This is a genomic window from Marinobacter sp. M5B (assembly GCF_042604615.1).
Taxonomy (GTDB): domain Bacteria; phylum Pseudomonadota; class Gammaproteobacteria; order Pseudomonadales; family Oleiphilaceae; genus Marinobacter; species Marinobacter salarius.
In genome coordinates this window covers 3704943-3718928 of sequence record NZ_CP156894.1, presented here as the reverse complement: position 1 = coordinate 3718928, position 13986 = coordinate 3704943, and the positions used below count along the sequence as shown (strand labels likewise).

Here is a 13986-nt window from a genome sequence, read left to right as displayed (position 1 = left end):
GTAGAGATGCGTGGTTCGGCCGAATTCGATAGCATCGCGACAATGAGGTGAGTTTTATGGCACTTTCTGCCGACGAGAAAGCACAGATCGTTAAGGATTTTCAGCAGGGTGATGGCGATACCGGTTCTCCTGAAGTTCAGGTTGCACTGTTGAGCCACAACATCAACAAGCTGCAGGATCACTTCAAGACCAACAAGCAGGATCACCATTCCCGCCGTGGTCTGATCCGGATGGTTAACCAGCGTCGTAAGCTGCTGGATTACCTGAAGCGTAAGAACGCAGACCGCTACCTGGACCTGATCCAGCGTCTGAGCCTGCGTCGCTAATCCGGTTGTACTTAACGGCCGGCGGGGCTTTGATAGTCCCGCTGGTTGTGCCTCTCTCCTGCATCGTGTCTGTCTGTGAACCCTGAAGGAACTCCCTGTCGTAACGGAAAGCTGAAATTGATAGCAGGTTGTTGAAAAGCCCGGTTTAGCCAGGTGGCTTACGCCCCGGGGTTTTGCAACAGCCTGTTAGCTTTCAGACGGGCTACCCTTCAGTTCATCACTTCAGGCGATGTTGCAGTTATAGCGGATAATTCGCAGGGGCGAGTTATCCGGGTCAACCAATTGAAATGATGAATTCAGGAGTTACCGTGGATCTTAATCCCGTTAAAAAATCGTTCGAACTCGGCGGCAAGACCGTCACCATTGAAACCGGTCGCATCGCCCGCCAGGCCACCGGCTCTGTGCTGGTCACCGTAGACGACATTTCGGTACTGGGTACCGTGGTTGCGGCCAAGGAAGCCAAGCCGGGCCAGCCGTTTTTCCCGCTGACCGTCAACTACTTCGAGAAAACCTACGCTGTGGGCAAAATTCCGGGTGGTTTCTTCAAGCGTGAAGGCCGTCCGTCCGAGAAAGAAACCCTGACGTCTCGCCTGATTGACCGTCCGATTCGTCCGCTGTTTCCCAAGGGATTCATGAACGAAACCCAGGTCATCACGACGGTCATGTCCTCCAGCAAGAACCAGGATCCGGATATTGCCGCCATGCTGGCCGCTTCCGCCGCCCTGTCCATCTCTGGTATCCCGTTCGATGGTCCTATCGGTGCATCCCGCGTCGCATACACCAATGAGCGTGGCTACTTCCTGAACCCGACCTTTGAAGAATTGGAAACCTCCCTGCTGGACATGGTGGTTGCCGGTACTGAAGACGCGGTTCTGATGGTTGAATCCGAAGCCAAGGGCCTGACAGAAGACCAGATGCTGGGCGCCGTGCTCTTCGGGCACCAGGAAATGCAGACAGCGGTTACCGCGATCAAGGAATTTGCCGCTGAAGTTGGCAAGCCTCGTTGGGAGTGGCAGCCAGAAGCAGAGAACACTGAGCTTCTGAACGCTGTAAAGGCTGACTTTTCGGCCGATATCGAGCAGGCCTATGGCATCCGTGACAAGATGGAGCGCTATGCCCGCTTGAGCGAGATCAAGTCCGCTGCCGTTGAAAAACTGGCCGGAGAAGAAGAAGGTCAGCCGGCGGAAGACGAAGTGAAGAAGTATTTCGCCAAGGTTGAGAAGACCATCGTTCGCCAGCAGGTTATCGACGGCAAGCCTCGTATTGACGGCCGCGACAACAAGACCGTTCGGCCGATCGAAGTGGAAGTTGGCGTTCTGCCCAGCACCCACGGCTCTGCCCTGTTCACCCGTGGCGAGACCCAGGCCATCGTAACCACCACGCTCGGTACCGCGCGTGATATGCAGATCATCGATGCCCTGGAAGGTGAGCGTAAAGACCCGTTCCTGTTCCACTACAACTTCCCTCCCTACTCCGTTGGCGAAGCTGGCCGTGTGGGTACGCCGGGTCGTCGTGAAGTTGGCCACGGCCGTTTGGCCAAGCGTGGTGTGGCAGCGGTTATGCCCACCATGGAAGAATTCCCGTACACCATCCGTGCGGTATCTGAGATCACTGAATCCAACGGTTCCAGCTCTATGGCGTCTGTCTGTGGTTCCAGCCTGGCGCTGATGGACGCGGGCGTGCCCATCAAGGCGCCGGTGGCCGGTATCGCCATGGGTCTGGTCAAGGAAGGCGACCAGTTCGCGGTTCTGACCGATATCCTGGGTGATGAGGATCACCTCGGCGATATGGACTTTAAAGTTGCGGGTACCTCTGACGGTATCACTGCTCTGCAGATGGACATCAAGATTCAGGGCATTACCGACGAGATCATGGAAATTGCGCTGGATCAGGCCAATGCAGCACGTCTGCACATCCTGGGTGAGATGGCCAAGGTTATCTCTGCGCCGCGCAAAGAGCTTTCCAGCCGCGCGCCGAGCATTACGACCATCAAGATCAACCCGGAGAAGATCCGCGACGTTATCGGCAAGGGCGGTTCCACTATCCGCTCCATCTGTGACGAGACCGGTGCTTCCATCGATCTGGATGACGATGGCAACGTGAAGATCTATGCCGACAATCAGGATGCGGCCAATGCTGCGATGAAGCGGGTGATGGAAATCACTGCGGAAATCGAAGTAGGCGCTATCTACAGCGGTCGCGTTGAGCGCATCGTGGACTTCGGTGCCTTTGTTAACATCCTGCCTGGCAAGGATGGTCTGGTGCACATTTCCCAGATCTCCGAGCGTCGCATCGAGAACGTGACTGACGAGCTGAGCGAAGGTCAGGAAGTTCTGGTGAAGGTTCTGGATGTGGATAACCGTGGACGCGTGAAGCTGTCCATGAAGGAAGTGAAGGAAGGTGAGCAGCCGACGGATCTGTCCGCGCTGTAAGGCTCTGCCTTCGACAAAAGCCCGCCGCTCTCCGGAGTCTGGCGGGTTTTTTTGTTTTCAGGCCTTCAACTCTTGTGAAGCGCCCGTCGCAGACAGGCTTTCAAAACACGCCACGTAAATACGTCCCTGTAGGGCTCGGTCGCGCCATCCCTGGCGCTCCACGGTTTTGCAAGCCTATCTGCGACGGACGCCCAGGCTATTTACTCGCCTTCCATAAATTCCAGAACTTCATCCTGATAACCCGGAATCACAAATGTTGAGGCGTGGGGCGTATCCGTCTGCAAGAACGTTTTGGGTTCTTCTGCTGCCTCGTACAATCGCTTCCCATGATGAAACGGGATAATCCCGTCCCGAACACTGTGAATCACCATCACTGGAACCGGGCTGATATCACCGATGCGTTCGTAAGCCTCGTATTCGTCAGTGATCGTCCAGCTCAATGGAACCTGCACTGGCCAGGTGAGCCAGAAGTCGCCGAGTTTTTCACGGGCAATGGCGCGGAAGCCGGAGAAGGTGCCGTCGAGGATCACGCCGTCCAGGGGTGGTTGTTCGTCCCGCTTTACCCATTCACTGGCCAGGGCGGTTCCCAGTGCGCCACCCAGACTCTGGCCCAGAAGGAACAGGGGCTGGCTCTGTACGTCCGGCTGGTCAACCAGCCATCGCAGGCCGGTCTCTGCGTCGTGCAGGGTGCCTTCTATGTCCGGTGCGCCGGTGGAGCGCCCATATCCCCGGTAGTCGATCAGGAAGACGTTGTAGCGTTTCTCAGGCAGCCAGGCGACGTTCATGATGTGGCTGCTGATGTTCTGGGCGTTGCCGTGAAGAAAGTAAACGGTACCTTTTGGTTCGGAGCTGGCGGGGAGCCACCAGCCGTGGAGGGTTTCTCCGTCGGGGGTATCCACGAACACATCTTCGAATTCCAGGTTCAGGCGGTCGGGAGTGATGTAGGTGACCTGGTCCGGATAGAAGAACACGCTGCTGCAGCCGGTCTGCAGCAGCAGGGTAAACGCGGCGGTGAGGCCGGCCAGTGTTCTCAGAGTTGTCAGAAGTAGGCGTGGAGTCCGAGTTGCCATGTGCTGCGGTACCTGTCGTAGTGGTCTTCACGGCTGAATTTTCCGAACAGGCTGAAGTCCCGTTCGAGGTGCCAGTTGCCTTCCAGGTAGGCCTGATCCTGTCGGTGTTGGCTGCTGACGATCCAGGCTTTGGTTTTCACGCCGCCCAGAAGGCTGAACTGGTTGTTCTGATGCAGTATACCCAGGTCGGCGCCGGGGGCGGCGTCGTAGCCGCGTCGCAGGTCGTCGTCGATTTCCAGGTCGGCAGTGGCAATGGCGAAGGCTTGGGTGCCGGGTGCCAGCTGCCAACTGCCACCGGCGCCGCCCTCCAGGTAGGGGGTGAATACGCGGTTGATTTCGGTGTCAGTGCGGCGGCCGCCGAAGCCGACTTGCCAGGATAATGGCGAGAAGAACTGGTTGCGCGGCGAGAGTGAGCGGATTTCCACGCCGGTCAGCTGTTCAATCTGTACTTCGTTGTTGTCTGTGTACAGGCGGGCATCCAGTCGTAGGAACTGGAGCTGTGCTCCACCGCGGTAGCCGGCGGGTGGGTCAAGTATATCGTGATAGGCGGGGCGTAACGTGAGTTCGCTGAAGTTGCGGTCACCCATGCGCCCGCCGCTGACGCTGGCGCGAAAGGTGTCATGGCCCTGGTCGTCCCGGATGGCAGGCTCAGGGGGGCTGTCCTTTATCGCGACTCCGCGGATCTTGCTGCGTTCCCTTAGCAGGTCATGAGAGAGTGGGGCTGCATGTTCCCTGGGCCAGCCCTCGGCTTCGCTTTGGTAACGAACATAGTCGTAGGTGGCGTCCAGCACCCGCGCACGCGGTTCATCACTCAATGCCTGTACCTCGGGTGCATCGGCATCCACATAGCCGTTGGCGATGGCGGCGGCGAGTGTCTGATGGTCGTCGGGCAGGGCGTCGATGCGGTGGCTGACGTTGGTCGCCGCAGAAGGTCGGTAGTAGACGGAGTCGACGAGTCCCTTGTCGACAACCCATCGCACCGTGTCTGAGGGAATGGCATGGGTGCCGACTTCCCCCAGCAGGTCGGTGCCGGGTCGGGCGACGTCGATCAGGGCCAGCAGGCGGTAGGCGCAGTTCTCGTCAAAAAAGTAGTAATCGAAATTGCGCTCGCGTATCTCCCAGGTATGGGCGAGCATCATGTCCACTTCCGCCTGGGTGAGGTTGAGTGTGTACTCCCACAGGTCCCGGTGCTCAATGTCGGAATAGAGGCGAATTTTTTCGTAGTAGGGCTGGATGGAGGTAATGCCCGGGTAGCCACCAAAAATGCCCTTATAGGCGAACAGGATTTCGCTATCGTGGGCGGCCGCATCGGCGGCGTAAGAGATGGTGTTGGCCAGGATCAGGTTCGTTTCCTCGTCTTCCCTGGGCGGGTCCAGTCGCAGGAACGTATGGCCAAACATGGACGACGGACTGTTCAGGTATGACGCGGCAAACACCAGTGTCACGGTTTCAGTATTCAACTCATCAATCCATTCCTCGTAATCGGGGCAGTTTACGGGTTGCCCAGGCAGGTCCAGTTGCGCCCTTAGCCAGCGGTCCCGTGCCGGGAAGCGGCAGCGCGCGTGTTTATTCCCGCCTCCGGGCTGGGTGATGGCCGCGAGTGTGGCTTCCAGTTCCGCCTTTGGTGAGGTTTTGCCGTTATCGCTGAGGTAGAAGGCATCGTCGTCCGCCTGACCGGTGTAGCCGTCGCCGAAGCGGTCGGGTTGGTAATGGAGCAGGGTCAACCACGCAGGATTCTGATGTAGGTTTCCGGTGTCGGGGAGCGATGTTGCAAATGCATTGAAACAGGATGCCAGCCATATAGGGGCCAGCGCGAACCGAAGCAAAGTGCGCATGGATGGTCAGTCAATTCCGGGTTAGGCGACGGGTGGATGGTGAGAAATTCGTTGCGCCGTCCATGGCGCGCAAACTCCTTTTTCTTCGCGCCCGAAGATCAGGCGGCTACGTACTTGCTCAGCGTATCGTTCTGCTCCAGCAGGGCTACGATGGCATCGACAGCCTCGCCAGAGGTGGTGTCGGACGATGGGAAGATGGTTGCGAAATTATCCTGCAGAACTTTGCGGAAAGAGTCGCGATCCGCTTCGTCCACACCCAGCAGTACGGCCAGGGTGTCCAGGTTTTCGCCGGAGCCACGGGACATGTCGCGGGCAACTTTATCGATGTTGCTGTCCATGTACATGGCCATGGATTGCACGGACTGGTTGGTCTGACAACCCAAGGTACCGGTGGTCATACCAAACGTCTGGTTACCGAAAGTACCGTTGGTGGTTGCCGCCAGAACGTGGGGGGCGATGCCTGACTGTCCTTTCCAGATCATTGCACCAACGCCGCAACCAGGCTGAGCGAAGGCTAGGGTAGAAGCACCCATGAGCAGTGCACCTGCGATGAGTTTTTTCATTATCCACTCCTTGTTTGATTTAGCTGTCGTCGCAAACGCGCCATGCCCACCTGAAAGGGTCCCGGAGCCGGCGCGCTAACGGCCCTGACTGATTTCCCGTGGAGACAGGTCGACCGTTGACTCTGAGTATAGTTGAAATATCAGGAAGGCAAATTACAAAGGCGCTGAGTGATTGATTTGGCCCGCAAAGTCAAAAATGTGATCACGTGTTCATATTTCTAAATCGGCTAAAAAATGTTCTTTTGTAATGATCTTGTTATATAGAACTTGTTTGGGTATAGTGCGCGCGGCCATGAAGGCTTGTACACAACACATGGAGATTGAGTTTTGAAAAAAGTTCTTGTCGCATCATCACTGATTCTTGCTGGCGCACTGACTGGCTGTTCCTCACTGAACACCAGCGCTCCCTCCCTGCCGCTGTCTGGCTCCGTTGCTACCGACGTTAAGGCTGACATCGAAGTAGGCGAGAAGATCACCGGTCAATCCTCTGCAACCAAGGTTCTGTTCTTTACCCTGGGCGCTGAAACTGAATACGCTGATGGCGTTGCCTACTCTGCCGGTGGTAACGGTGGAAGTGCACTGCCTTTCGCTCTGCCGAACCCGGTTGAAGCTGTTAAGGCGGCTGCTGCCTACAACGCCATTCAGGAATCCGGTGCTGACGTGATTGTCGCTCCGCGTTACACCGTCAAGAAAGACGATTACGTGGTATTTGGAACCATCAGCGTATCCGTTGAAGGTTACAAGGGCACCATCAAGAGCGTTAAGTAAGCGATTGCTTGATGCCAGGTGTTACAAAAAAGCCGGAACATGACACCATGTTCCGGCTTTTTTGCGTTTAGGTACGCCGTTCTAGCGGTGGGTGGCTATCTCATCAACCACCGAGGTAGGCATTCTGAACGTCCGGGTTGGCCAGCAGGTTTTTCCCGGTATCGTGCAGGCGGATACGTCCGGTTTCCAGCACGTAGCCTCGGTCCGCCAGGTTCAGGGCCTGATGCGCATTCTGTTCCACCAGGAACACGGTAATCCCTTCCTCGCGCAGCTTTCCGATGATCTCGAAGATCTGTTTGATCACCAGTGGAGCCAGCCCGAGGGAGGGCTCGTCCAGGATGATCATGTTCGGTTTGCTCATCAGCGCCCGCCCGATGGCCAGCATCTGCTGCTCGCCGCCCGACATGGTGCCGGCACGCTGATGTTCCCGCTCCTTCAGGCGCGGGAACAGTTCGTAGACGTGGTCCTGGCTTTTGCGGATTTCCGACTTGGTGTTGAAAAAACCGCCCATGTGGAGGTTCTCTTCAACGGTCAGGCCGGAAAACACGCGCCGGCCTTCGGGCACGATAGCAATGCCCGAGCGCATGATGTTCGATGTGAGATCACGGGTGATGTCCCGACCCTGGAGAATCACCCGGCCAGAGGTGGCCTGGGGATTCCCGCAGACGGTCATCAGCAGCGTGGTCTTGCCGGCGCCATTGGCACCGATCAGCGACACGATCTCACCTTTCTTTACTTCAACAGAGACACCGTGAAGTGCCTCGATCTTGCCGTAATGGGTATGGACGTCTTCTAGTACAAGCATGGTTATTCCTCAGGCCTCACCCAGATAGGCTTTAATGACATCATCGTTGCGGCGAATCTCATCCGGTGTGCCGCTGGCCAGGGGGCGCCCCTGGTTGATCACATTGATACGGTCAGAGATATCCATCACCAGGCTCATGTCGTGCTCAATCAGCACCACAGACACGTTGTAGTCTTCCTTCAGACTGATAATCAGCTGGTTCAGGTCTTTGGTTTCGGCCGGGTTCAGGCCTGCAGCGGGTTCATCCAGCATCAGTAGCTTGGGTTCGGTCACCATGCAGCGGGCGATCTCAAGACGGCGCTGCTGGCCGTAGGCCAGGTTGCCGGCTTCCCGGTTCGCCATATCCGTCAGTCCCACCCGGTCCAGCCAATAGGCGGCGCGGTCCAGCGACTTTTGCTCTTTCTCCCGATAGTTCGGGGTATTCAGTATGCCGGAGAGCAGATTGGTGTTGAGATGGCGATGTTGCGCCACCAGCAGGTTCTCCACCACCGTCATACGGCTGAACAGACGCACGTGCTGAAAGGTTCTGACCAGGCCAAGGCGGGAAATCTTGAAGTCCGGCTTACCCTGGATTTCACCTCCCTGGAACAGGATCTTGCCACCAGTGGGCTTGTAGAAACCGCTCATGCAGTTAAACACGGTGGTTTTGCCGGCTCCGTTGGGGCCGATGATAGCCACAATCTCATGTTCCTGTACGTCCAGCGACACCTGATCCACCGCCAGGAGCCCGCCAAAGCGCATCGACAGATTCTGTACTTCAAGCATTATCCGTCACTCCTGCTTTTTCAGTTCAATGTGGATGCGTCGCATGGGCAGCAGGCCCTGCGGGCGCCAGACCATCATCAACACCATGGCCGCGCCGAAGATCAACATCCGGTACTCGGAGAACTCCCGTGCCAGTTCCGGCAGTATGGTGACCGCGATCGCAGCGAGGATGACTCCCATCTGGGAGCCCATGCCGCCCAGTACCACAATCGCCAGAATGATGGCCGATTCCAGGAACACAAAGGATTCCGGGCTGATAAAGCCCTGCTTGGAGGCGAACACCGTACCGGCAAAACCGGCGAAGAAAGCACCGATGGTAAAGGCGGAAAGCTTCACCGCAGTTCGGTTCAACCCCAGGGATTTGGCTGCAATCTCGTCTTCGCGGAGGGCTTCCCAGGCGCGGCCTACCGGCATCCGCATCAAGCGGCGAATAGCGATAGCGGTAATGACGGCCAGTACCAAAGCGATCAGGTACAGGAAGATCACCTTGTGCTCACCGCTGTAGGCGATGCCGAAGGTTTCATGGAACGACGTATTGCCTTCCTCCTTCACCCGGCGGCCGAATTCCATGCCAAACAGAGTAGGGTCGGGAATGCCGCCGATGCCATTGGGGCCGCCCGTCAGGTTGGTCATGTTGTTCAGCAGGATGCGGATGATTTCGCCAAAACCGAGTGTGACGATGGCCAGGTAATCCCCTCGCAGTCGCAACACCGGAAAGCCAAGTACCAACCCGAACAGGGCCGCAAGCAGGGCACCGATCGGCAGGGCAAACCAGAATGAAACGCCGTAATACTGAGACAGCAGGGCAAAGGTGTATGCACCCACGGCGTAGAAAGCGACGTAGCCCAGGTCCAGCAGGCCGGCGAGGCCGACAACCACATTCAGGCCCAGGGCCAGCATGACGTAGATGAGCACCAGGGTAGCCAGATCCACCGCGCCACGGGAGGCGATAAAGGGCCAGATAAGGGCGCCTATGATCATCAGCGTGAGCAGGGCCGATTCCAGTTTCAGCCGCTTGCTCTGCTCCATGGGCTTGCGGTTGGCCAGCGGGTTTGCTGCGGGCAGCTGCCGCAGTGAGCCCATCAGATTGTCCCGGAACAGCTGGAACAGGAAGACAATAACCGCTGCCAGCAGTACGCCGATGACGGTAGACGTTTTGGCCCCTTCAAGGGTAACCGTAGTGCCTTCGCTGGCCAGGTTGAATCCCAGAATGGGGTACGAAATGATCAGGGTGACAATGGCGCAAAACAGCGCGTGTTTCAGGTTATGAGCAGCCATCAGATCTTTTCAACCTCCGGTTTGCCAAGCAGGCCGGTGGGTTTGAACAGCAGGATCAGGATCAGCAGTCCGAAGGAGACAACGTCCTTGTATTCGCCACTGAGGTAGCCGGAGGTCATGCTCTCGGCAACCCCGAGAATAAGCCCCCCAAGCATGGCACCCGGAATGCTTCCGATGCCCCCCAAGACGGCGGCCGTAAACGCCTTCAGTCCCGCAATGAAGCCAAACAGCGGATCGATGGAGCCGTAGTACATTCCCAGCAGAAGGCCTGCGACCGCGGCCAATGCAGCACCAATGACGAATGTGGCTGAAATGATGCGGTTGGTGTCTATGCCCAGCAGGTTGGCCATTCCAAGGTCTTGGGAAACGGCCCGGCAGGCGCGGCCGATGCGGGAGCGGGATATGAACAGGGAGAGTATTGTCATGCAGATCAGTGTGGTGATGAAGATGGTGACTTGCATGTAGGAAATCGAGGTCTGGAACGAATCTTCGGCACCGAACCGGAATCCGCCTTCAATCAGCGCAGGGAAACCGATGTTGCGTGATCCCTGGGCCAGGTGGACGTAGTTTTGGAGGAATATGGACATGCCGATGGCGGAGATCAGCGGAATCAGGCGGTGCTTTCCTCTCACAGGGCGGTAGGCCACCCGTTCCACGGCCCAGCCCATGGAGCTGGAAACGATCATTGCGCAGACCAGCGCCACGATCAGTATCAGTGGCAGCCAGGCGATACCCAGTGCGGCAAGGCCGGTAATGGCGATCAGGGCCGTGTAGGCGCCGATCATGTAAATTTCACCATGGGCAAAGTTGATCATGCCGATGATGCCGTAAACCATCGTGTAACCGATGGCGATCAGGGCGTAGGTGCTCCCGATCGTCAGCCCGTTAATGAGCTGCTGAATAAAATACAGGAGGTCTTGCATCTGTGTGGGACTCCGATAGCCTGCCCCTTCCTCTGCACACAGGCACAGCCCGGGGTACCGGGGGGACCGAATACAGGATCAACAGGGGCCTAGAAAAACACCTTCTCCCGGATCGCGGTGAGAAGGTGCTCTCATAATTACCGTTTGTTAACGATTGCGGCTTAGTTTACCGGAGTTTTGCTGCCATCTGAATGCCATTCGTAAACAACAAACTCAAACGATTCCATATCGCCTTTGTTGTCGTACTCAACGGTACCGATTGGCGTCTGGAATGTGCCTGCGCGCAGCGCTTCGGCCACATCGAACGGGTCCGTTGATTCGGCGGCTTCAATGCCATCGGCAATCAGCTGTACAGCGGTGTAGGAGGTCAGTACGAAAGGACCGGACGGATCTTCGCCTTTATCTTCAAAGGCCTGAACCAGTTCCTGGTTTTCGTCTTTTTCATCGAAGCTCGGCGGCAAGGTAACCAGCAGCCCTTCGGCTGCCTCGCCGGCGATGGTGTTGATGTCTTTGTTGCCCACGCCTTCCGGGCCCATGAACGTGGCGTCCAGGTCAGCCTGTTGCGCCTGGCGCAGGATCAAACCGAGTTCCGGATGGTAGCCGCCATAATAGACGTAGTCCACATCAGCCTGCCTGAGCTTGGTCACCAGCGATGAAAAGTCCTTGGCACCAGCGGTAATGCCCTCAAACATGGCCACTTCAACACCGGCTTCTTCGAGGGTGTCACGAACGGCGGTCGCAATGCCTTCACCGTACTGTTGCTTGTCGTGAACAACGGCAACACGCTCGGGCTTCTGGCTGATCAGGTAATTGGCGGCAACCGGGCCCTGCATGCTGTCCAGGCCGATAGTGCGGAACACCAGCTCATAGCCACGCTCGGTAATGTCCGGGCTGGTTGAGGCTGGCGTCACCATCAGGATGCCTTCGTCCTCGTAGATGTCGGAAGCGGGCTGGGTGGAGCTGGAGCAGAGGTGCCCGACCACGAAGCGCACGCCTTCGTTGACCATGTTGTTGGCAACTGAGACGGCCTGCTTGGGATCACACACGTCGTCCTGTTCGACGGCTACAAGTTTCTCTCCCATAACACCGCCATTGGCATTGATCTGTTCGATCGCCATGCGGGCGCCGGAGAATTGCATATCACCGTACTGGGCGACAGGGCCGGTCATAGGCCCCGCGATGCCGATTTTGATTTCGGCAGCGGCTTGGCCGGCGCCCATTACGGCAATGGATGTTGCAACAGCGGATACGAGTTTCTTGACTGGTGTTCTCATTGGGTCTGTCCTGTTTTGTGTCAGGGTTTTTCTTATGGTCTCAGCGATGTAAACAAACACCACACCTGCCGCCTTGTCAAGCAGGCAGTGCCAGTGAATGTGACGGAACGCCGACAGTTGTTTTTCCAATCATAGGCGAGCAAAGAGCGTGCCGGCCTGTCGTGTCAGACGTCAGACTGCTCCCCGTCGTCCGGGAAAATCAGTTTCCGGAAACTGTCGTGATCCCTTAACTGTTCAAAGCTGGGGTCAACGGAGGCGTCGTCCTTGTACGCTTCAGAGATATTAATCGCCTTTTGCAGCGTCGTCACGGCATCGTCCCAACGACCGATCTCGGCGTAGGCGCAGGCCAGCTGATAGTGCGCATGGCCGTTTTCAGGGGCCAGTTTCAGGGCGCGCTGGCAAAGACTGATGGCCCATAGTGGCTCCTGCATTTCCAGCACAGCATCGGCCTTGTAGCTCAGCGCTTCCACGTCGTCAGGCCGAAGATCCAGGATCGTATCGTAGGCAGAAATCTTATTCTGCTGGGAGGTTTCCTGGCTGGCCTTTAGCCAAAGGGAGTGCACTTCGTTGGTGCGTTCGATCTCGGCCTGGTTCTGATGAATGATGTCGGATTTCTGCCTTAACTGGTCCTCGATGAATTCCAGGCGCTTTTCATATTCAACGACGAGTTCATTGACCCGCTTCTCAGCAAGGCTGGTGAGCTGGTTGCGCATGTCGCGAATCGAATTCCAGCCAATGACCACGAGAATGGAGGTGGCGCCAGCGATCAGGTAGAAGAAGTAGGTAACGGTGTCGGTGGCGTACGACATGGTTTTGTCGGCCACCGAGAGTTCTTTGTCGACAACCTTCTCGATCAGCTCGGCGCGGGTGTTCATCATTTCCTTGCGCAGTGCTTTGGTTTCCTCCAATAGATACAGCTCAACAAACGGCGTGTACATGGGTTCTTCCGCAGTGTCGATTCGCTGCTGGACATCCTCGGCGGTAAGGTTATCGCCGGGCTCCTGAGCCATGGTGGCAGAACTGAATAGCAGTGCGATCAGGCATGAAGCGAGGGCGGTTGTCAGGCGCTTCCTGAAAGAGCTTTGCGGAAGAAAACTGTGTGCTCGGGTGTTCATTGGGCCGTGTCCGTTTTGCGGAAATTCAACAAGGGGGTGACCTTAGCATAGTGGTTGGCGGAAAAAATGCTGAAATTCGTAAAAGCACTGGCAGGTCAGATCTATACATGCTGAGGGACGTGGGTACTACTGCTTGCAATATTCTGAACAAAGACCTCTAATGCTTAGTGTTATAAATAATTTGGCAAATCGAAGCGGAGTGGTGCGTTGAACAATTACGAAGAGGTTTTGGTGGCGTTGCGTCGGGTGATTCGAGCGACAGACCTGCATTCCAAACGCCTTAGCAAGCATGCGGGGCTGACGGGGCCACAATTGCTGATTATGCGCAGCATCCGTGACCTGGGCGAGGTCACCATCGGAACCATTGCCGACAAGGTGAGCCTGAGCCAGGCAACCGTGACCACGATTCTTGACCGGCTGGAGCATCGTAAGCTGGTCTACCGTGTTCGCAGCACTCAGGACAAGCGTAAGGTTCACGCCCACTTGACGGAGGAGGGCGCGGATATTCTGGCCCGCGCGCCGCAGCCGCTGCAGGAGGATTTCATCAAGAAGTTTCAGAGTCTGGCTGAGTGGGAGCAGACGATGATTCTGGCGTCGCTTCAGCGGGTGGCCAATATGATGGACGCTGATGATATTGATGCGTCGCCGGTTCTGGATGTGGGGCCGGTGTTGCGTGAGGATGGGTGGAAGGCCAAGGCCTGAGTTTGGCGCTGGCCTCTGGGGTGCCTGGTTTGGGGGTGGTGATACATTTTCTTTGGAAAAAGAACTCGCTGCGCTCGGACACCTTTTTCTGGCAGAAAACGTATCACCACCCCCAAACCGATCTTACCTT

The 13986-nt window shown here is 56.9% G+C and carries 13 protein-coding genes; 4 read left to right on the top strand and 9 right to left on the bottom strand.

What is annotated here, in order from left to right; translation table 11 throughout:
* The first annotated feature begins 56 nt into the window (after positions 1-56).
* Positions 57-326, top strand: a complete 270-nt coding sequence (rpsO, locus tag AAGD24_RS16855; protein WP_007153099.1) for a 30S ribosomal protein S15 — start codon at positions 57-59, stop codon at positions 324-326.
* Positions 327-634: 308 nt separating this feature from the next.
* Positions 635-2758, top strand: a complete 2124-nt coding sequence (gene pnp / locus AAGD24_RS16850) for a polyribonucleotide nucleotidyltransferase (protein WP_040474398.1) — start codon at positions 635-637, stop codon at positions 2756-2758.
* A gap of 200 nt (positions 2759-2958) precedes the next feature.
* On the opposite strand, the gene AAGD24_RS16845 is transcribed toward pnp, so the two are convergent.
* From AAGD24_RS16845 to AAGD24_RS16835, 3 genes are all read right to left on the bottom strand, one after another.
* Positions 2959-3828 carry an alpha/beta hydrolase gene (locus tag AAGD24_RS16845; RefSeq protein ID WP_379865744.1) on the bottom strand — a complete coding sequence of 290 codons (870 nt, stop codon included), beginning with the start codon at positions 3826-3828 and terminating at the stop codon, positions 2959-2961.
* Positions 3798-5663 (bottom strand): DUF4105 domain-containing protein, encoded by a 1866-nt coding sequence (locus AAGD24_RS16840; protein WP_379865743.1) that lies wholly within the window; start codon positions 5661-5663, stop codon positions 3798-3800. The genes AAGD24_RS16845 and AAGD24_RS16840 overlap by 31 nt, the downstream gene beginning before the upstream one ends.
* 98 nt (positions 5664-5761) lie before the next feature.
* Positions 5762-6226: a DUF3015 domain-containing protein gene (locus AAGD24_RS16835; RefSeq protein ID WP_007153094.1), complete on the bottom strand. Its 465-nt coding sequence runs from the start codon at positions 6224-6226 to the stop codon at positions 5762-5764.
* A 327-nt stretch (positions 6227-6553) separates the two neighbouring features.
* Between AAGD24_RS16835 and AAGD24_RS16830 the strand changes: the two genes are divergently transcribed.
* The gene (locus AAGD24_RS16830; RefSeq protein WP_379865741.1) at positions 6554-6994 is read left to right on the top strand and encodes a hypothetical protein; all 441 of its coding nucleotides are present in this window, start codon (positions 6554-6556) and stop codon (positions 6992-6994) included.
* Between the two features lie 103 nt (positions 6995-7097).
* Here AAGD24_RS16830 and AAGD24_RS16825 read toward each other — a convergent pair whose 3' ends face one another.
* The 6 genes from AAGD24_RS16825 to AAGD24_RS16800 all read right to left on the bottom strand — a co-directional run bounded on the left by AAGD24_RS16825 (position 7098) and on the right by AAGD24_RS16800 (position 13049).
* On the bottom strand, positions 7098-7799 hold the full coding sequence (locus AAGD24_RS16825; RefSeq protein ID WP_007153092.1) for an ABC transporter ATP-binding protein: 702 nt from the start codon (positions 7797-7799) through the stop codon (positions 7098-7100).
* 9 nt (positions 7800-7808) lie between these two features.
* Entirely contained in the window at positions 7809-8564 is a 756-nt protein-coding gene (gene livG, locus AAGD24_RS16820; protein WP_036208587.1) for a high-affinity branched-chain amino acid ABC transporter ATP-binding protein LivG, read from the bottom strand.
* Between the two features lie 6 nt (positions 8565-8570).
* Positions 8571-9842 (bottom strand): high-affinity branched-chain amino acid ABC transporter permease LivM, encoded by a 1272-nt coding sequence (locus AAGD24_RS16815; RefSeq protein ID WP_075194323.1) that lies wholly within the window; start codon positions 9840-9842, stop codon positions 8571-8573.
* On the bottom strand, positions 9842-10765 hold the full coding sequence (gene livH / locus AAGD24_RS16810; RefSeq protein ID WP_036208593.1) for a high-affinity branched-chain amino acid ABC transporter permease LivH: 924 nt from the start codon (positions 10763-10765) through the stop codon (positions 9842-9844). The genes AAGD24_RS16815 and livH overlap by 1 nt, the downstream gene beginning before the upstream one ends.
* A 161-nt stretch (positions 10766-10926) precedes the next feature.
* Positions 10927-11985 carry a branched-chain amino acid ABC transporter substrate-binding protein gene (locus AAGD24_RS16805; protein WP_379867364.1) on the bottom strand — a complete coding sequence of 353 codons (1059 nt, stop codon included), beginning with the start codon at positions 11983-11985 and terminating at the stop codon, positions 10927-10929.
* A 218-nt stretch (positions 11986-12203) separates the two neighbouring features.
* Positions 12204-13049 carry a TPR end-of-group domain-containing protein gene (locus tag AAGD24_RS16800; RefSeq protein ID WP_075194486.1) on the bottom strand — a complete coding sequence of 282 codons (846 nt, stop codon included), beginning with the start codon at positions 13047-13049 and terminating at the stop codon, positions 12204-12206.
* Positions 13050-13361: 312 nt separating this feature from the next.
* Here AAGD24_RS16800 and AAGD24_RS16795 point away from each other — a divergent pair, with 312 nt between their 5' ends.
* Positions 13362-13856: a MarR family winged helix-turn-helix transcriptional regulator gene (locus tag AAGD24_RS16795; RefSeq protein ID WP_085679084.1), complete on the top strand. Its 495-nt coding sequence runs from the start codon at positions 13362-13364 to the stop codon at positions 13854-13856.
* Positions 13857-13986: the final 130 nt, after the last annotated feature.

Bases quoted from the DNA above. Each gene is read 5' to 3' on its own strand.
- AAGD24_RS16800 (WP_075194486.1), bottom strand. From the start codon at position 13,049: ATGGCTCAGGAGCCCGGCGATAACCTTACCGCCGAGGATGTCCAGCAG.
- AAGD24_RS16815 (WP_075194323.1), bottom strand. From the start codon at position 9,842: ATGGCTGCTCATAACCTGAAACACGCGCTGTTTTGCGCCATTGTCACC.
- livG (WP_036208587.1), bottom strand. From the start codon at position 8,564: ATGCTTGAAGTACAGAATCTGTCGATGCGCTTTGGCGGGCTCCTGGCG.
- AAGD24_RS16805 (WP_379867364.1), bottom strand. From the start codon at position 11,985: ATGGGCGCCGGCCAAGCCGCTGCCGAAATCAAAATCGGCATCGCGGGG.
- livH (WP_036208593.1), bottom strand. From the start codon at position 10,765: ATGCAAGACCTCCTGTATTTTATTCAGCAGCTCATTAACGGGCTGACG.
- AAGD24_RS16825 (WP_007153092.1), bottom strand. From the start codon at position 7,799: ATGCTTGTACTAGAAGACGTCCATACCCATTACGGCAAGATCGAGGCA.
- AAGD24_RS16840 (WP_379865743.1), bottom strand. From the start codon at position 5,663: ATGCGCACTTTGCTTCGGTTCGCGCTGGCCCCTATATGGCTGGCATCC.
- AAGD24_RS16845 (WP_379865744.1), bottom strand. From the start codon at position 3,828: ATGGCAACTCGGACTCCACGCCTACTTCTGACAACTCTGAGAACACTG.
- AAGD24_RS16835 (WP_007153094.1), bottom strand. From the start codon at position 6,226: ATGAAAAAACTCATCGCAGGTGCACTGCTCATGGGTGCTTCTACCCTA.
- rpsO (WP_007153099.1), top strand. From the start codon at position 57: ATGGCACTTTCTGCCGACGAGAAAGCACAGATCGTTAAGGATTTTCAG.